This window comes from Paraconexibacter sp. AEG42_29 (assembly GCF_040581415.1).
Taxonomy (GTDB): domain Bacteria; phylum Actinomycetota; class Thermoleophilia; order Solirubrobacterales; family Solirubrobacteraceae; genus Paraconexibacter.
The window spans coordinates 843,425-860,565 of sequence record NZ_CP114014.1; the positions used below are offsets into that span (position 1 = coordinate 843,425).

17 protein-coding genes are annotated in these 17,141 nt (G+C 73.0%); 10 read left to right on the plus strand and 7 right to left on the minus strand.

Translation table 11 applies throughout. From position 1 onward, the window contains the following. Positions 1–22 precede the first annotated feature (22 nt). Positions 23–772 (plus strand): MGMT family protein, encoded by a 750-nt coding sequence (locus DSM112329_RS04025; RefSeq protein WP_354700524.1) that lies wholly within the window; start codon positions 23–25, stop codon positions 770–772. A gap of 8 nt (positions 773–780) precedes the next feature. Here the strand turns inward: DSM112329_RS04025 and DSM112329_RS04030 are convergent, their stop codons facing one another. Then, on the minus strand, positions 781–1,347 hold the full coding sequence (locus DSM112329_RS04030; protein WP_354700525.1) for a DUF488 domain-containing protein: 567 nt from the start codon (positions 1,345–1,347) through the stop codon (positions 781–783). 111 nt (positions 1,348–1,458) lie between these two features. Here DSM112329_RS04030 and DSM112329_RS04035 point away from each other — a divergent pair, with 111 nt between their 5' ends. Together DSM112329_RS04035 and DSM112329_RS04040 are read left to right on the plus strand one after the other, a co-directional pair. Next, a complete protein-coding gene (locus DSM112329_RS04035) occupies positions 1,459–2,298 on the plus strand; it encodes a hypothetical protein (protein ID WP_354700526.1) in 840 nt (279 codons plus the stop codon). Between the two features lie 115 nt (positions 2,299–2,413). Next, positions 2,414–2,716, plus strand: a complete 303-nt coding sequence (locus tag DSM112329_RS04040) for a hypothetical protein (RefSeq protein WP_354700527.1) — start codon at positions 2,414–2,416, stop codon at positions 2,714–2,716. Between the two features lie 635 nt (positions 2,717–3,351). On the opposite strand, the gene DSM112329_RS04045 is transcribed toward DSM112329_RS04040, so the two are convergent. Further along, complete coding sequence (locus DSM112329_RS04045) at positions 3,352–4,593, minus strand: glycosyltransferase (protein ID WP_354700528.1); 1,242 nt, start codon at positions 4,591–4,593, stop codon at positions 3,352–3,354. Between the two features lie 19 nt (positions 4,594–4,612). Then, positions 4,613–6,175 carry an ABC transporter ATP-binding protein gene (locus tag DSM112329_RS04050; protein WP_354700529.1) on the minus strand — a complete coding sequence of 521 codons (1,563 nt, stop codon included), beginning with the start codon at positions 6,173–6,175 and terminating at the stop codon, positions 4,613–4,615. Between the two features lie 176 nt (positions 6,176–6,351). Between DSM112329_RS04050 and DSM112329_RS04055 the strand changes: the two genes are divergently transcribed. The 6 genes from DSM112329_RS04055 (at position 6,352) to DSM112329_RS04080 (ending at position 13,493) form a co-directional block, all read left to right on the plus strand. Next, positions 6,352–6,825 carry a lasso peptide biosynthesis B2 protein gene (locus tag DSM112329_RS04055; protein WP_354700530.1) on the plus strand — a complete coding sequence of 158 codons (474 nt, stop codon included), beginning with the start codon at positions 6,352–6,354 and terminating at the stop codon, positions 6,823–6,825. Further along, positions 6,806–7,708 (plus strand): hypothetical protein, encoded by a 903-nt coding sequence (locus tag DSM112329_RS04060; RefSeq protein ID WP_354700531.1) that lies wholly within the window; start codon positions 6,806–6,808, stop codon positions 7,706–7,708. The genes DSM112329_RS04055 and DSM112329_RS04060 overlap by 20 nt, the downstream gene beginning before the upstream one ends. A 4-nt stretch (positions 7,709–7,712) precedes the next feature. Beyond that, positions 7,713–9,533, plus strand: a complete 1,821-nt coding sequence (locus DSM112329_RS04065; RefSeq protein WP_354700532.1) for an asparagine synthetase B family protein — start codon at positions 7,713–7,715, stop codon at positions 9,531–9,533. Beyond that, entirely contained in the window at positions 9,515–10,678 is a 1,164-nt protein-coding gene (locus DSM112329_RS04070) for a sugar-transfer associated ATP-grasp domain-containing protein (protein ID WP_354700533.1), read from the plus strand. The genes DSM112329_RS04065 and DSM112329_RS04070 overlap by 19 nt, the downstream gene beginning before the upstream one ends. Further along, positions 10,666–12,060, plus strand: a complete 1,395-nt coding sequence (locus tag DSM112329_RS04075; RefSeq protein WP_354700534.1) for a glycosyltransferase family A protein — start codon at positions 10,666–10,668, stop codon at positions 12,058–12,060. Before DSM112329_RS04070 ends, DSM112329_RS04075 begins: the two co-directional genes overlap by 13 nt. A 95-nt stretch (positions 12,061–12,155) precedes the next feature. Next, positions 12,156–13,493 carry a glycosyltransferase family A protein gene (locus DSM112329_RS04080; RefSeq protein WP_354700535.1) on the plus strand — a complete coding sequence of 446 codons (1,338 nt, stop codon included), beginning with the start codon at positions 12,156–12,158 and terminating at the stop codon, positions 13,491–13,493. Here DSM112329_RS04080 and DSM112329_RS04085 read toward each other — a convergent pair. Next, positions 13,464–13,589 (minus strand): hypothetical protein, encoded by a 126-nt coding sequence (locus DSM112329_RS04085; RefSeq protein WP_354700536.1) that lies wholly within the window; start codon positions 13,587–13,589, stop codon positions 13,464–13,466. The two genes, DSM112329_RS04080 and DSM112329_RS04085, sit on opposite strands and share 30 nt — an antisense overlap. A 37-nt stretch (positions 13,590–13,626) precedes the next feature. Further along, positions 13,627–13,902, minus strand: coding sequence for a PqqD family peptide modification chaperone (locus tag DSM112329_RS04090; RefSeq protein ID WP_354700537.1), 276 nt, complete (start codon positions 13,900–13,902; stop codon positions 13,627–13,629). 75 nt (positions 13,903–13,977) lie between these two features. Between DSM112329_RS04090 and DSM112329_RS04095 the strand changes: the two genes are divergently transcribed. Beyond that, positions 13,978–15,123, plus strand: a complete 1,146-nt coding sequence (locus tag DSM112329_RS04095) for a nucleotidyltransferase family protein (protein ID WP_354700538.1) — start codon at positions 13,978–13,980, stop codon at positions 15,121–15,123. A 2-nt stretch (positions 15,124–15,125) separates the two neighbouring features. Here the strand turns inward: DSM112329_RS04095 and DSM112329_RS04100 are convergent, their stop codons facing one another. Then, complete coding sequence (locus DSM112329_RS04100; RefSeq protein ID WP_354700539.1) at positions 15,126–16,151, minus strand: magnesium and cobalt transport protein CorA; 1,026 nt, start codon at positions 16,149–16,151, stop codon at positions 15,126–15,128. 10 nt (positions 16,152–16,161) lie between these two features. After that, the gene (locus tag DSM112329_RS04105; RefSeq protein ID WP_354700540.1) at positions 16,162–17,091 is read right to left on the minus strand and encodes a short-chain dehydrogenase/reductase; all 930 of its coding nucleotides are present in this window, start codon (positions 17,089–17,091) and stop codon (positions 16,162–16,164) included. Between the last annotated feature and the right edge of the window lie 50 nt (positions 17,092–17,141).

A 17,141-nucleotide genomic window follows, 5' to 3' on the forward strand; every position in this document is an offset into this window, starting at 1 on the left:
GCCCGCTCGCTCGGTTCCGGTCGTGACTGCCCTGATGTCGAAACCGGCTCGGCGCGAGCCGATGCAGCAACATCAGACCGTGGCCGCAACCGCGCGTCACGGCCTGATCGGCGACTGCCACGCCAGCCCGCTCGGACCACGCCAGGTGCTCGTGGTGCGACAGGAAGACCTCGACCGACACCAGCTCGCGATTTGGCAGGTGCGCGCCAACATCGCGGTGCGCGGCCTCGGCGTCGACGACCTGGCCTCCGGCAACGTGCTCGAGATCGGCGCCATGACGCATGTGCGAGTGACGCACGAATGCGAAGTCTGCAAGATCTTGCGGCAATACGTGCCAGGCGAGACCTTCAAGAAGCTGCCCGGGCAGCGTGGCTCCCTGGGCGTGTTCGTGACCGGCGGCGCCATGAACGTCGGCGACGGAGTCGTGGTGCGGGCGTCTGGGTACCCGCAGGTGCCGGACGGGATCTATGACCGCCTCGCGTGGTTGGTGGCACGCATCCCGAGCGGTCGGGTCGTGACCTACGCGACGCTGCTGCAGCTGATCGGCGCGGCCCGTCCGTACTCCCGTGTACTCCCTACGTATCTGAGGCGGGCCGCCGGTGTTGGCCTTCCGGCCCACCGCGTCCTTACAAGCTCCGCGAACCTGACCGGGCACTTCGCAGATCAGGCGTCACTGCTGATCGCAGAGGGTGTCGCTGTCGACCCCACTGGCGCGCTGCTGGACAGCGCCCAGCTTTGGGATGCCCGCGACGTGTACTTCGCGCGGTCGTAGCCGGCGACTCACGCTTTGCCGTGACCACCCTGCATAGGGATTGGTGATCGCCAGGCCGCCCCGGCGTAGGACGCGGCCGTCACGCCCATGCGGTCATCGAGCTCTTGTTGTGACTCGAGATACCCGGCGTGGCGAATGTGCTGCACGTCGACGCCGCGGTCGCTCAAGGCCTTGCCGATGAGCAGGTGACGATGGCAGCGCTCCGGATCTTCCTCCAGGCAGATCAGGGCGACGCCGTGCTTCGCGCCAAGCTGCTTGATCTCATCGATGGCCGCAACGAACCACGGCTCGCTGCTCAGCGGCGCGTACAGCGTGTGCCCCTCCGCGTCGTAGTACTTGTCGGACTTGGGCATCCCGCCCAGCTTGTCGCCGAGGTAGCGATAGCGAAGGTCTATTTCGGTGAGAGCCGCTCGAAACCGGTCGCGGTTGAAGTGTGGCTGGAACCTCGCCAACGGCTTGGAGCGGATGTCGACCACCTCCTTGATGTCGTGGTCGGCGAGCATCTCCACGTACTCGTCGAAGCTCCGCGAACCGTGTCCGAGCGTCCAGATCGTCAGGGGGGAGGCGGAAGTCACCGGTCCATGATTGCATCGGTGCGTCCGGCCGAGCGACGAAACGTCGCGAAGTGCGGGGTGATCGTCGTCTGTGCGCCCGGGGACGCCGGTGCCCACGCTACTTTTTCGCCAATGGCCGTCGCCGGACAGGACTACCGCTGGAATGGCGAGATCGGACCGTTAGGTGAAGCGCTGGGTTCCGTTAGGCCAGGCGCTACCTACAGCGTGACTCACGGCGGGATCTCTCGCGCGTTCACCGTCGCGGGTCGTGGCGATTATGAGGCGGCGCTGCGGGACTGCGGCGCGTTGAGCAGCGACTCCTCGCTCGGCGACCACCCCGAGCTCGTCGCGGTGGTTCAGGCGCACTGGCACGCGTCGGGGAGCAACGGCTGCCGGTTTGCGATGTACCTGTCAGAGCATCGCGAGCGGTTCGGCTGGGAAACGTGGGTGATGCGAGACCGCGGCACCGTGCAAGCCGCAGCCAGTGCGATCGCAGCGCTGACGAACAGCCGAATCGACGAAGTGGAGGTCGACGTTCTGAGCTTCGTGCTCCCGCACGTCACGTCGTCGTCGGTGCTCGGCGAGATCGTGCAGTGCCTGGGCACGCGCGACGGCTGGAGGGTCGCCGAGGGCGGGGACGCCACCGACAAGGACATCGACCTACTGGGACTGACCGTCGGGATCGAGCTCGGATTCTGGTCTGAGGTCTTGGGTTTTGGCCAAGGCGAGCCGCTGGCTCACACGCGGCGGGCCCCGTTCACCGAGCTGGCGATCCGTACCAAGCCGCCAAGGGGCGCCCGATCGAGCAAACGCGCCTTCATGGCCGACGTGCCGCTGGATGCGGACTCGGCGACGATGGGACGTTGGAAGAAGGAGACCAAGCAGTCGCGCTCGCAGCGGCTGGGCGATGTGCACGACGCGCGCGGAAAAGCCAAATGGACAACTGTCGTTCAGCGATCTACGGGAGGGTGACTCAATGCAGCCAAAACCGGCCCCGAAGGGCCAAGCAGGCGACCCGCGCTGGAAGCGTTTTAACGACGAGGTCTTCAGCCTCCGGGCTTGCACCGGGGCGGCGACGGACCCTCTCGTGAGTCAGCTTGCTGCCGAAGGTGTCGAGCTGATCGTCGACGCGCGGCGTGACGGCGCGAGGACTCCCGCGATGGAGGCCGACTGCGAAGGGGCTGGGGTGTACTACGTCCCGGCGCCAGACGACGCGTCCGGGCGGGTCCTGTCGTCCGAGGCGGCTGAGAGGTATGCCAAGCTGGCGATGCGTCATAAGACGTGCTTTGTCGTAGACGACGGTGACGACGAGCTCTTGAGCCTCGTGTCGGAGCAGGTCCCATTCACCACGGTGCCGCTCAGCTACGAAGTAGGCCCCGTCGACGTGTGAGCCGCCCGCCTGGAGATGAGGCTCGCCTAGATGAAGCTGAAACCCTGCGCCGCCGCGGCAAGCTGCGCTCGACCTTCTACGCCGCGCGGCGCGACATCGACGGCGTCTTCCACCAGGCGGCTGCCGAGCGGCCGGGACCCAGCATCATCGCTTATCGGCCCGGATCGTCGCCACCTCTACGTGGTCAACGAGACTCAGCTTGTCGATCTCCGGCTACCGCATCGCGCCCGGGGGTGATCTCCACCCGGTACCGGGCTCGCCGTTCCCCGCGGGCCGTTTTCCGCACGGCATCACGTTGACGCCCGATGGCCGGTTCGCGTTCGTGCCGAACCTGTTCCGATCAGCGCATACGCCGTCAGCGACGCTGCGCTCGCGGAGTTGGACGCGTGTCTGGTGTCCCGTGGCGACCGACCGTCGGTTCGAAAGACCGACGGTCAGCGCGCGGCTGGGGCAACAATGGGGCAACACGCCCCACGGATATCGGGGCATCTCGACGGCGACGGCGACCGGCAGAAAGCAGCGATTTGCGGGGACGTCCTGCGCGCAGGTGATCTCCAGTGATCGGCTTTTGCCACCTACGGAACCGAAGGTCAGAGGTTCGAATCCTCTCGGGCGCGCTCTGCGGGCACGGCCCGTCAGCCGGGCGCCGTGGGGGACGACAGGCGCGCGGCGAGGTCGGCGGCGACCACCAGCGGATCCAGCCGCGGGCGCCACGCCGCTGCGAGCCGTCGGCCGGCAGCATCGTCCCAGGCGTCCACGACCCGGAGCGCCGCTGCCGCCAGCCGCGCGGGCGAGCGCCCGGCGACCATGACACTCCCGTGCCCGCCGCCGGCCGCGTGCGCCACCGCGTTCAGCGACGGGCCGACCACGGGGCACCCGCAGGTCACGGCCTCGCTGAACACCGTCGCCGAACCACCCTCCCAGCGGGAGGTGGACAGCAGCACGGCCGCCCGGGTGAGGAGTTCGGGCAGCTCGGCGTTGGGGACCGCGTCGAGGGCCTCCACGCGCGCGTGCCGCGGGATCACCTGCCCGGCGCCCGGACCGACGATCGTGACCCGCACCTCGGGGTCGTGCGCGAGGAGCTCGCGCAGCGTGGCGCGCAGCAACAGCGGATCCTTCTGCGCGGCGTACCACCGGCCGATCGCGAGGACCTCGCGCTGCCGCGGACCGTCGAGCGGCGCCCCGACGAAGTGCGGCGCCGCGGCCTGCTCGCTGATGCCGATCCGCCCCGGCGCGATGGCGATGCCGAGGCGCTGCAGCGTCGCGCGGTAGTCGTCGAGCGCGGGTCGTCCCGACACCCCCGTCCAGTCGGCGACCGCCACGGCGGCACGGACCCGCGCGCCGAAGTCGATGCGCGCCCGCAGGCCGAGCCGCGAGGGATCAGGACCGGGTGGCGATGTGGTGACCGCCGGGGGCGTCCCCACGCGGCCGCCCGCGGGCGCCGGTACGACGCTCATGCGGACGGCCGCGGCGTGCCGGGCCGTGCCTGCCGCGCGCAGCACGAGGTTGCGGGGGTGCCGCCACGGCACGACCTTGCCGTCGGAGTCCGCGAGCGCGATCGTCGGCAGGCCGGCCTCGCGGGCGGCGCGCAGGACGGCCGCCTGGTGGAGCCACGTGACCGCAACGACGCCGTCGACGCCGCGCCGCCGCCACGCCGACGGGTCGCAGAGGTCGCTCATGCTGGCGGGCTCGGCGAGGTCCTCCGTTCCGTGCACCACGGGTGACAGGGCGACGGCCTCGTGCCCGAGCCGGCGCAGTGCCGCCGTCAGGACGAGGACCTGCTTGGACCGCTCGCCCGGACCGAGGTCGGACGGCTGCACGAGCGCGACGCGCACGGCTAGCCGCTCGCGCCCGCGGGTCGCCCACTCACGATCCACCCGGGCATCGACGGTACCGTCACCGTTCGGCGGCGACGTGGGCGCCGATCTCCACCACGTGGTCGGCGACGTCGACGAGCGCCGCGCGGTGCCCGACCATCACCACCGTCCGGTCCTGTCCGCGGAGCCCGCTCAGGACGCGGCGCTCCGTCTCCTCGTCGAGCGCGCTCGTGGCCTCGTCGAGGATCAGCACGTCGGGACGACGGACGAGCGCCCGCGCGATGCACAGCCGCTGCCGTTCCCCGCCGGACAGCCGGGGGAAGTCGCTGAGGTCCGTGTCGAGCCCGTCCGGCAGCGCGTGCACCACGTCGTCGACGCATGCGGTCCGCAGGGCGGCCCAGAGCTCGGCGTCGCCCACGTCGCGGCCGGTGTGGACGGTCCAGGTGAGGTTCGTGCGGACGGACCCGGTGACGAGCGTGGACTCCTGCGGGACGTAGCCACAGCGCGCGCGCCACGCCGGGAGGTCCGCCGGCGGGGCGTCGTCGATCAGCAGGCGGCCCTCCTCGGGCTTGAGCAGGCCGACGATCACCGCGATGAGGGTCGTCTTCCCGGCACCGCTCGGGCCGCGGATCAGGGTCACCTGCCCGGCGGGCATCCGGCAGGACAGGTCGGACAGCACCGGCCGCTCCGCGTATCCGACCCGCAGGCCCTCGATGGCGATGGTCGCCGGCTCGCCTGTCGGGAGCGCGTCCCCGGCGGACGGCTCGTGCTCGCGGTGGGCCCGGGCCTCGTCGAGGTAATCGGCGACCTCGTCGACGGCGGCCGCCGTGTTGGCGAGCAGCTGGCTCATCTGGATCAGCGTCTGCGTCGAGCCCAGCAGGCGCGATGCCGCCATGGCCAGAACCACCAGCACGGTGGTCTCCAGGCCGGCGTGCCGTGCGGCGACGAGCAGGCCGAGCAGGCCGATGACCCCGGCGACGGCCATCACGAACTGCAGGAGCGCCTGGCGCCGGACGAACTCCGCCTGGAGCTCGCTGCCGCGCGCGGCCTCGGCCGAGACGCTGTCGAGCCAGCGCGCGGAGGCATCGTGCGCACGGGCCACCTGCAGCGACGCCAGCAGGTCGGTGACCTGCTGCCCGTAGGCGAAGACCCGCTGCGTGAACAGGGCCCCGAGGTGCGCGGCCGAGCCGACCGAGCCACGCGCGACCAGGGCCACCAGGGCGACGGTGACGACGGCCGACAGGCCGATCACCGGATCGACGACGATCGCGGCGCCGGCGACCGCGACCAGCATGACGAGCGCGATCGTGATGCGTCCCAGGGTGTCGAGCGCGGTGCCGACGCGTCCGACCTGCGTCGTGAGCTGCTGCAGCAGATCGCTGCGGTGGTGCTGGACGGTGAAGCGCCAGTCGGCGTGCAGCGTGGCCTCGAGGAGGTCGCGGCGCAGCCCGTCGGTGGTGCGCAGCCGCATCTTGGTGGTGACGACGGTGCTGTACGCCGAGAGCGCCGCCCGTGCGGTGACGGCAAGCGCCACGGCCACCAGCGCAACGGCCGGCGAGACGTCGACGCCCAGCCCCGGAATGGCGACCCGCGAGTCGCCGGAAGCGACCCCGAAGGCCGGCACGAGCAGCGCGAGCCCCACCCCTTCGCCGAGCGCCGCGAGCAGCTGGAGGCCCAGGACGAACGCGATCCGGCCCCGGCTGACGTGGGCCGTGAGAACGCGCAGCAGGGCACGGACCCGCTGGCGTGTGTCGGGCGTCGCCGGGTCCCGGCCGATGTGGGGAGTGTCGCCGGGAATTGCTTGCTAGTGTCGCAGCTATGAGGCGGGACGCTCTCGTCGCCCGCCTCCTCAGAGCCACTGTCCGGAGCGCCATGATGTCCGGCGCGTGGGTGCTGCTCGGCGTCAGTCGCTTCGTCATCGCCGCCGTTCCCCACGCGCGCTTCGCCAGGCTCCTCGGTCGCGACCTGGCCACCGCGCCCGCGGTCCCCGTCGTCTCGCCGGCCCAGGTCGCGCGGGCGCGAACGGTCTGCCGGGCGGTGGCGCGTGCCAGTGCAGCGACGCCGTGGGAATCAGCCTGCTATCCGCAGGCGCTGACCGCCCACGTCCTGCTGAGCGCCACTCGGGTTCCGCACGCGACCTGCTTCGGCGTCCGGCGTGAGGCGGAGTCGGCTGAGCTCAAGGCGCACGCCTGGGTCATGGCGGGCCCCGTCGCGGTCAGCGGCGGCGACGGCTTCGCCGACCACGCAACCGTGCGGACGTACCTCTGGGGACGTGTACCGCATGCTCTATGAGTGCCACGGGCTGACCTGGGCCAGCGAGCTGCCGCTGCCCGAGCTCGCCCATGGGTCGTCCGTCGCGGCGCCCGACGTCGAGATCACGCTGGGCCTGATCGAACAGCCGGAAGAAGATGTCTGGCGGGTCGGTTCCGCGATCGCCGGCGATCTGGACCGGTTCTGGCTCGACGTCCCAGGCGTCGCGCGCTTCCTCGTCGAGGGGGGTCGCCGGATCGTCGTCGAGCCCGCCGAGGGCAGCCACCCGGACGAGGTCCGCCTCTACCTGCTCGGCTCGGCCCTCGGGGCGGTGCTGTACCAGCGTGGCCTGCTCGTCCTCCACGGCAACGCGTTCCGCCACGGCGCCGCCGTGGTCCTCGCGGTCGGCCACTCCGGAGCCGGCAAGTCGACCCTCGCCGGCGAGCTGCATCTGCGCGGCTTCGACGTCTTCTCCGACGACGTCGTGGCAATCGACGCCGAGGGCTTCACCGTGCCCGGCCCGCCGCGCGTGAAGCTGTGGCAGGACGCCGCCGACCTGCTCGGCGTCAGCGTCGACGGGCTCCCGCGGGTGCGGCCCCAGGACGACAAGTTCCACATGGCGATCGACGCGCCGCCCACGCAGCGGCTCCCGGTCGCCGCGGTCTACGTGCTCGAGCGCCACGAGGAGCACGACCTCGAGCTCGTCCACGTGGCCGGCACCGACCGGCTGGGCGTGCTGATGACGCACACCTACCGGGCGGCCCTCGTGGACGCGCCGGGCCAACGCCGCCGCCACCTGCAACGCTGCGCGACGCTGGCCGCGCGCTCGCGCGTCGTGCGCGTCCTGCGCCCCGCCGGCTCCTACCGCCCGGCCGCGACCGCCGACGCGATCCTCGCGGACATCTCCGCGCACCACGGAGCCTGAGGCGATGTTCGCGGGAGTCGTGAGCCTGGGCCGCCCGGCCGCGGACCTCGCGGACCCGGGGGCCCTTCGCGCCGCCCTCGCGCCGTACCACCAGCCGGACGCCGTGGACGAGTGGCGCAGCGATCGGGTGGTGCTCGTCCAGCACCGGCGCGACGCGGACAGCGGCCCCCAGCCGCAGGCCGGCACCGTGCTCGCCTTCTGGGGCCGGATCGACAACCGCGCGGACCTGACGCGCGCGCTCGACACGACGCCTTTCGCGACCGATCGGGCGCTGGTCGAGGCCGGCCTGCGGCGCGAGGGGCCGGACTTCCTCACCCGGCTCGTCGGTGACTTCGCCTGTGCTGCCGTCGACTCCGGCAGCGGCGCGGTGACCCTGGTCCGCGACCAGGTCGGCGTGAAGCCCCTCTGCTACCGGGCCGTCGACGGCGGCTTCGCCTTCGCGACGAGCGTCGCCGCGCTGCGCACCCTGCGGGGGCCGTCACCGACCCCCGACCCGGAGTGGATCGCCTGCCGGCTGCTCGGGTTGTACCTGGACGACCCGCAGCGCACTCCGTACCGGGAGATCCGGCGCGTCGCCCCCGGCACGCTCGTCGCATGGGCCCCGGACACCGGGGTCCGGACGCGACGCTGGCACACCTGGCGGGACGACAGCACGTGGGCGCCGGTGCGCGAGGACCGCTGGGTGAAGGACTACCGGACGGTGCTCGACGAGGCCGTCCGCTGCCGTATCCCGGCCGACGACGTGATCGGGGTCGAGAACAGCGGCGGCCTGGATTCGACGAGCATCCTCGCGCTGCTCGGCGGGTTCGTGGACCGTCCTCGGCAGCAGATCGAGACGTTCGGCGTGGTCCATGCGGAGCACGAGCCGATGGCGATCCTCAGCGCCAGCGCCGCCGCGGGCGCGAGCTGGAACCACCTCCTCACCGCCGGCGCCGGTCTCGCCTCGGAAGAGTCTGCGACCGCGCGGGCGCTGCGCGTCCTCGGCCACCCCGAGGACCACGGCATGGCCGGCTCGTTCGCGACGTTCTACGAGCTGGCGGCGGCCCGCGGCGTGCGCACTCTCTTCTCGGGCTTCGGCGGGGACGAGGCGACCACCTACCACGGTTCGCTGCTCCTGACCGAGCTGGCGGACCGCGGCGATGTGTCGGGGCTGTACCGCAACGTCATCGGCAACGTCGCGACCAAGCCCGCCCGGACGCTCAAGCAGCTGGTCTGGCGGCGGATCGTCCGGCGCCGCCACCACGCGGCCCTGCACTCCGCCTTCAAGGAGTGCTGGCCGTGGCACGTGCTGCGCGACGACGTCGTCGCGGAGTACGACCTGCGGCGGCGCTACTTCGACGCCGCGCGCTACGACGCCCCCTTCCGCACGATCAACGGCTTCCTCGTCGACCACCTGCTCGAGCAGACCTGGATCGCCGCCCGGGTCTCGGAGTGCACGCTCGTCGCGGGGACCTGGGGCATCGAGTACCAGTGGCCGCTGTGGGACTCGCGACTGGTCCAGCAGTACCTCTCGACCCCGAGCATCGAGAAGTACGGACCCGGCAGCGGCCGCGACCTGCACCGGCGCGCGGTGCGGGGGACCGTGCCCGACGTGATCGTCGACCGGTGCGACAAGGGCATGGGCGCGAACCTGGTGCGGCCTCACGCCGGCGCGCCGGCTGCTGCGTCCCCGTCGGTGGGCACCCTTCCCGGCCCGCTGGCGGACATCGTCGACCGGCGGCGGGTCGACGACAGCCTCCGGCGGGCGCGGACCGGAGCGCCCATCGGCGCGACGTCGTGGATCGGGACGCTGGAAGCCCAGACCGCATGGCTCACGGCGTCGTGAGCCGCCTGGCTGCCGCACGACGCCGGTACGCCGGGCGGCGGGTGCCGCACGGGCTGTTCGGCCCCGGGCTGCTGCTGTGCCACCGGCCGCTGGTCCGCACCCACCTGCGCCTGTGGTGGGCGGGCCGTAGCGGCGTCCCGCCGGCCGCGCACGTCGTCCTGGAGCTCTGGCTCTACGTGCGGTTCCTGCTGACGCTGCCCCGGCAGCTGCGGCAGGCCCCGCGCGGCCGCCGGGTGCGGCTGCTGGTCCGCTCGGCGGCGTGGTCGGTCCCGCCCGGCCAGCTGCTGCTGTTCGGGCTGGACCGGCCGGGGTCACGGCTCCTCGAGTTCGTGTTCGACCAGGAGATCGGCGGCTGGCACGCCCTGCGCAACCGCGACGCCTCGGCCACGGCGCTCCTCGCCGACAAGCAGGCGTTCGCCGAGCTGGCGGCTGCGCACGGCGTGACGGTTCCACGGGCGCTCGTGGCCGTCCGGCGCGGGAGCGCCGAGCCGCTGGCGACCCTGCTGACCGGGACCGCGGGCGACCCGCTGGAGGTGTTCTGCAAGCTCCGCGCGGGGAACCGGGCCCTCGGCGCGTTCGCGGCCGTCCGCGCCGAGGCCGGCTGGATCGGGCGCCGGCTGAACGGCCCGCCGCTCGACTCGCCGGCGGCGGTCGAGTCGGCCTGGCGTGAGCTGATCGGCCACGGCGACGCGCTCGTCCAGCCCCTGCTCCGCGACTGCGTGGCCCTGCGGCCGTTGGCCGAGGTCGAAGGCGACGAGGTCACCACGATCCGCGCCATCACCCGCCGCGACGACGAGCTCCTCGTCGCCCTGCTCGAGGTGCCGCTGCCCACCGGCGGGTACGCGATCCTCGAGATCGAGGCAGCGACCGGCGCCGTGCTGCCCGAGGTCCCGCACCACCCGACCCCGGCCGCAGCGCGTGCGGTGCGGCAGCGGGCCGGCGACGGGTTCCGCGTGCCGTGCTTCGACGCGATCCTGGCGCAGAGCGCGCGCCTGCAGGCGCTGGTCGACCTGCCGGCCATCGCCTGGGACTGGACGGTGACGGCCGACGGCCCCGTCCTGCTGGAAGGGAACTCCGGGTGGTCCGGCCTGATGCCGCAGGTGTTCCGCGGCGGGCTGCTGACGGGGGACCGATGCGGCGCCTGATCATCAGCCCGGGTCCGGGCGTCGCGCTGCGGTCGGCCTCGCACGGACTGGACGCCGGCACCACCGTCGTCAGCGTCTTCGCCGGCCCCCCGTCGGAGGCCGGACCCGCGGAGCGCCTCGCCATGGTGGCGGAGGTCGCCCGCGACCGCGCGGCCCTGCTGCGGGCGGACGCCGAGTGCCTGTACTTCGCGTTCGCCGATCCCGTGCCGGCGTCGACCGTGGTGCAGGTCGCCTGGGCGCTGAACCGGATCGCGCACGACTTCGACGAGATCTGGCTGCCGGCGGGGATCGGCGACCGGCGGCATAGCGTCACGGCGGAGGCGGCGCTGCGCCTGCGGGGATCGTTCCGCCGCGTGATGTACGCGGAGCACCCGGACGCGGCCGCGCTCTGGCAGGACGCACCGACGCTGAAGTCCGTGCTCGCCGCGACGCGGTTCGCCCCGCCGCGCGTCCCCGACCACGAGCGCTGCCAAGCCGCTGAGCACGAGTGGACCTGGGACCTCCCCGCCGCCCCGGCGTCGCCCCCGACCGTCGCGCTCCTGCCGCGACCCGCCGCCGGCCGCGAGGGCGGCGTCTTCCTCAGCGTGCTGATGCGCACCCGCGGCGACCGCCCGGAGCAGCTGCGGCACGCACTGGCGAGCCTGGTCGAGCAGACCTCCCGTGACTTCGAGCTGCTGCTGCTGCCCCACGACTGCAGCCCCGATGCGGTGGCCGCCGAGGTCGACGCGCTCCCCGACTGGCTGCGCGAGCGCACCCGGACCGTCCCCGTCGCCGGTGGCAAGCGGGCGACCCCGCTGAACGCCGGGGTCCGCGCGGCACGCGGCCGGTACTTCGTCGCGCTCGACGACGACGACGAGGCGCTCCCGCACTGGGTCCAGACGTTCGCCGACCTCGAGGCCGCCACGCCCGGCCGCGTCCTGCGCACCGGCGTCGCGTTCGTCCACCTCGACGGCTCCCGGCCCGACGTCACGCTGCCGGCCGACTTCGACCTGGTCGGGCACCTCTCGGAGTCCTTGAGCGCGTTCCTCGGGCTGGCCTTTCCCCTCGACCGGCTCGACGGCGGCGAGCTGCGCTTCGACGAGACCCTCGACGTGTGCGAGGACTGGGACTACCTCCTGCGTGCCGCGCAGCTGTTCGGCGTCGCGAACACCCCGGTCGTCACCGCCCGCTACCTGCGCTGGCCGGACGTGGCGAACTCGTTCGGGGGCTACCCGGCGCCGACCTGGCAGGCGAGCTGGCGCCAGGTCCACGACGCGACGGACGCGAGCTTCCTCCTGCTCCCGCCGGGGAGCGCTGTGGACCTGCGACGGCTGTACGCCGCGGTGCACGACGCAGAAGCCGAGCTCGAAGCGCTCCGCGCCGCAGCGGGACCGCCGGAGTGACTGTGCCGACGCGCCGGCTGATCATCAGTCCGCTGCCTGGCGTCGCGCCAGCCTGGGCGTTCGGAGCCATCGGGCCCGCGACGACGGTGGTCAGCGTGTTCAGCGACCTGGAGGGCGACGCCGGACCGGCCGGGCTCCTGCGACTCGCCACCGATCGCGCGCTGCTCCGGCGGCTGCAGGCCGACGCGTTCTACCTGCCGCACCGCGACCCCTCAGAGGTCTCGGCGGCCTGGCTGACCTGGGAGCTCGGGCGCCTCGTCGCCGACCTCGACGTCGACGAGCTGTGGTTCCCCGCCGGTGCCCGAGGGGAGCCCGCCCACGTCCTGACGGCCGAGGCCGCGCGCGCGCTCCGCGGCAGGTTCCGGCGCGTCGTGTACGCCGACGTGGCCTGGGCGTCGGCGCCGACCGTCACGGAGGTGCTCGCCGCCACCCGCTGGGCACCCCCCGCGGTTCCGCGTCAGCACCGCCTGGACGGCGCGCAGGTTGCCGCCAGACGCGCGGCCCTCGGCGCGGAGCCGTCGTCCGTCGCCGTCGAGGCCCACGAGTGGACCTGGGACCTTCCCGTCGCAGGCCTCGAGCCGGGGCCGCTCGCGATGCTGCCGCGGGCGGGGCCGGGTCGGACGGACGGCCCGCTCATCAGCGTGCTCACGCGGACGCGCGGCGACCGGCCGCAGCCGCTCCGGCGGACCCTCGACAGCCTGGCCGAGCAGACCTCGCGCGACTTCGAGCTGCTGCTCATCCGCCCGCCCGGGCTGACGCTGGACGCAGAGGTCGCACGGCTTCCCACGTGGCTCCAGGAGCAGACCCGCCAGGTCGCGGACGGGGGCGGGCGGCTCGGCGCGATTCTCAACGACGGGCTGCGGGAGGCGCGCGGACGCTACTTCGTGACCCTGGACGACGACGACGAGACGCTGCCGAACTGGGTCGAGACCTTCGCCGCGCTCGACGCGCGGTCACCGGGGCGAGTGCTCAGGACCGCCTCGGTCAAGAAGTTCCTCGACGGGTCCGGCGAGGACGAGGGCTTCCCGCTCGAGTTCGATCTCATCGATCACCTCAAGCGATTCCGGTCACCCGTCTCCGGCCTGGCCTACCCGCTCGGCGGGCTCGCCGGCGGCGAGCTGCTCTTCGACGAGGACCTGGAGGTGTTCGAGGACTGGGACTACCTCCTGCGCGCCGCCCAGCTGTTCGGCGTCGCGGACGCGCCCGTCGTGACCTCGCACAAGCTGGTGTGGCCGCAGCTCGCGAACACCGGCACCGACTACTCGTACGACGTGTGGCGGCGGTGCCGGCGCGAGGTCATGGACAAGTGCGACGCCGCGCCGCTCCTGTTGGACGTGGGCGCGGCGCGCGAGGTGCGTGACCTACGGGCGCGGCTGGACGCGGCCCGTGAGGAGATCCAGCGGCTACGACGGACCGAGCGGGAACGAGACTGAGACGCCCTCGGCCACGCCGGGGCCCTTTGCGGCGGTGGCCTCGAGCGTGAGCTGCTCGAGCATCGGCGGGGTGTACGGGGCGCGGGGGGTTTCCATCCGAACAGTCTACCTGCGACGGAGCGTCGCGCTCAAGTTATTTCTCGCGCGTGCCGATAATGAGGCCGCTCTCGAGCAGTTGCGCCAGGAATGCCGACGTGTCCCGCTCGCAGTCCTTGCGTGACACCTCGAACCGGTCCACCACGGCGTTGACGAGCTCGTCGAGCGTCTGCGGCGACTCGAGCTGCTCCCAGACCACGGCCGCGACACCCTTCAGCGCGAAGTACGCGCCCTGCTCCTGGCCCATCATCACGTACTCGCCGTCCATCTCGACCGCATAGGCGTCGGGACTGCGTTCATAGCCGATCGTCACAGCAGTCCTCTCGAGGCACGACAGAATGTCGCGACTCTACTTGAGGGGTGCGGTCAGCAGGGTTACCTTGCAGCGGTGCTCCCCAGGACGCCCGCCGTGCCGTCCGCCTGGGCGCCGAAGCCCCCCGAGGAGCTGCCGCTCCCGACCCCCGCGCAGCTCGACCTCCTCCGGGCCGCACTGCTCCCCGCGCCGGCGGCGGCACGCGCCTGGGCCCGCTGGGGCGAGCGCGGACTGCGCCTGGGGACGACGGACAGGGCGTCCCGCCGGCTCCTCGGTCAGCTGCACCACAACCACCGGGCGGCCGGTGTCGGGCCTGAGGACGTTGCGCGACTCCGTGCATCCGGCCACCGGACGTTCGCCCACAACACGACGGTGCTGCGCGCGAGCCTGCCCGCCGTCCAGCTGCTCGAGCAGGCGGGAATGCCCGTCGTCCTGCTGAAGGGCGCTGCTGTGCTGGCCCTCACCGGCGGCATCGGCCGGCGGCCGATCACCGACGTCGATGTCCTCGTCCCCGAGCACGAGGGACGGCGGGCGATCGACCTCCTGCTGCAGGCCGGCTGGAGGTCGCACAGCGAGGGGCCGCCCCGCGCCGACAGCAGCTGCCACGGCTGGAACTTCGTGGACGGCGACGGGGGCTCGCTGGACCTGCACTGGTGGTGCTACCGGACCGCCGGCTCCGACGCCGGGGTCATCCGGGACGCACGTAGCGCCCAGCTTCTGGGGACGCCGGTGACGGTCCCGTCCCCCGCCGACCTGCTGCTGACGACCGTGGTCAACGGGTTCGGGCCCCTGCAGGCCGCCCCCGTGCGCTGGATCGCGGACTCCGTCGTGCTGCTGGGCCTCGAGGCCGACGCCGTCGACTGGGACACGCTGGTCGCCCGAGCGCGTGAGCGCGATGTGACCTTGCCCGCCGCGGAGGGCCTCGAGTACCTGGCCACGCGGTTCGGCGCACCGGTACCGCCCGCCACGCTCACGGCGCTGCGCGCGACCCCCGTCGCCCTGCGCACGCGGCTCTATCACCGGTCGGTGATGTCGCCGCCCCGGCGCGCTCCGGTCCTCGTCCCCGAGCTCGAGGCGCACCGTCGCCGCCGGCTCCACGACCCCGAGCACACGCCGTGGGACTTCCCGCGTCACTTCGCGCAGCAGGCGGGCGCCGGGACGGTCCGACACCTGATCTGGCGCAGCCTGACGGGCGCGCTGCGGCCGGGCGACCGCCGGTAGAACTAGATCCAGGTGCGGCGCCGGAAGATCGCGAACAGCACCGCACCGGTCGCCAGCATCATCGCGATGGCCATCGGATAGCCGAACTTCCAGCTCAGCTCGGGCATGTGCTCGAAGTTCATGCCGTAGATCGTCCCCACGAAGGTGGGCGCGAAGAGGATGGCGGCCCAGGCGGAGATCTTCTTGACCTCCTCGTTCTGGGCGATCGAGATCTCGGCGAGGCGCTTGGTCTCCTCGTTCTGCGCGACGGAGGCCTCGCTGAGGGCCTTGGTCTCGATGGTGAGGTTGACGTCGAGGATGCTCTGCAGGAGCTGGCGGAAGGCGTTGGTCTGCTCGCTCACCCCGCGAGCGTGGTCGAGGACGTCGCGCAGGTAGCGCCGCTCGTCGAGCTCGATGCGGTCGTCGGCGATGAGGCGCTCGAGCATGCCGGTCAGCGGCAGGGTCGCGCGCTGGAACGCGACGGTCTCGCGGATCAGCTCGTAGATGCGGCGGGAGACGTCGGGGTTGCCGCTGAAGACCTCGTCCTCGATCTCGTCGATGTCGGTCTGCAGGCCGACGACGACCGGGGCGTAGTCCTCCACCACGCGGTCCATGAGCGCATGGAGGATCGCGACGGGGCCGCGCTGCAGCAGATCGGGGCGGTCCTCCAGGGAGCGCCGGACGCGGGCGACCTTCGGCATGCCGGCGTGCCGGACCGTGACGACGAAGTCGGGGCCGGCGAAGACGTGCAGCTCACCGAACTCGACGACCTCGAGGTCGTCGTGGTAGCGGGCAGGCCGCAGGACGCAGAACCAGGTGTCGCCGAACCGCTGCAGCTTGGCGCGCTGGTGCCCGGTGACGGCGGCGCGGACGGCGAGCTCGTGCAGGCCGAAGACCTCGGCCACCTCGGCGAACTCGGCCTCGCTCGGACGGTGCAGGCCGACCCAGGCCGTCCCGCCGCGGTCCCGCGCGAGGGCGCGGACGTCCGCGCAGGTCGCCGGCCGGCCGTGGCGGAGCCCGTCGCAGTACACGGCTTGGTCGACGATCACACGCCAGAGCCTAGGTTCCCGCGCGCGCCGGCGCCGCCCGCGCCTCGATGTCCCGGACGATCGCGTGCGCCGCCGGGTCCCGGGCGACCCGGTCGTCCAGCACGACGTTCGCGACGCCCCGCAGCAGCGACCACGCCGTCCACGCCTGCGGAGCCATCGTGCGCGGCGCCCGCCGCGCGATGCCGTCCGCGATCACGACGCCCGCGTCCTCGGCGGTGATGCGCCGCCGCAGCGGACCCGGGAGCTGCGCCTGGAGCGCGGCGCCGAGCGGGTCCTCGTCGAGCGTCGACCGGGTCATCCCGGTCTCCACCACGCCGAACGAGGCGATGCCGCAGGTCGCGCCGTGCGGCGCCAGCTCGAGCCGCAGCGCGCGGCCCAGCTGCTCGACCGCGGCCTTGCTGATCATGTACGGCGACCCGCCCAGGCCGGGCGCGAAGGCGGCGACGGACGCCACGACGACCACGTGGCCACGCGCGGCGATGACGGACTCGAGCGCCGGGTGCACGGTGTTGAAGACGCCGGTCTGGTTGATGGCGATGACACGGTCGTAGTCGGCCGGGTCCATCGTCCGCAGCGTGGCCGGCTGCGGGACAACGCCGGCGTTCGCCACGACGATGTCCAGCGCGCCGAACCGCGCGACGGCGGCGTCGACGGCGGCGGCCATGGCGTCGCGGTCGCGTACGTCGGCCGCGATCCCGAGGGAGCGGCCCGCGGCGAAGCCCCCCGCCGCCAGTGCGGTGGCGTCGACGTCGACCGTCACGACGTTCGCGCCGCGGGCGTAGAGCGCGCGGGCGGTCGCCAGGCCGATGCCCTGACCCGCACCCGTTATCAGCGCGACCCTGCCTGCGACGTCGTAGGCCGGGGTGGGGGACAGGCCGGGGACGCCGGCCGCGCGGGCCGCGCCGAGCAGCGTGCCTACGCCGGGGATCCTGGGGGTCATGTCGGTCTCGTCTCTCGTGTCTCGGGTGGTCGGTCGATCGGTGGGTCCGC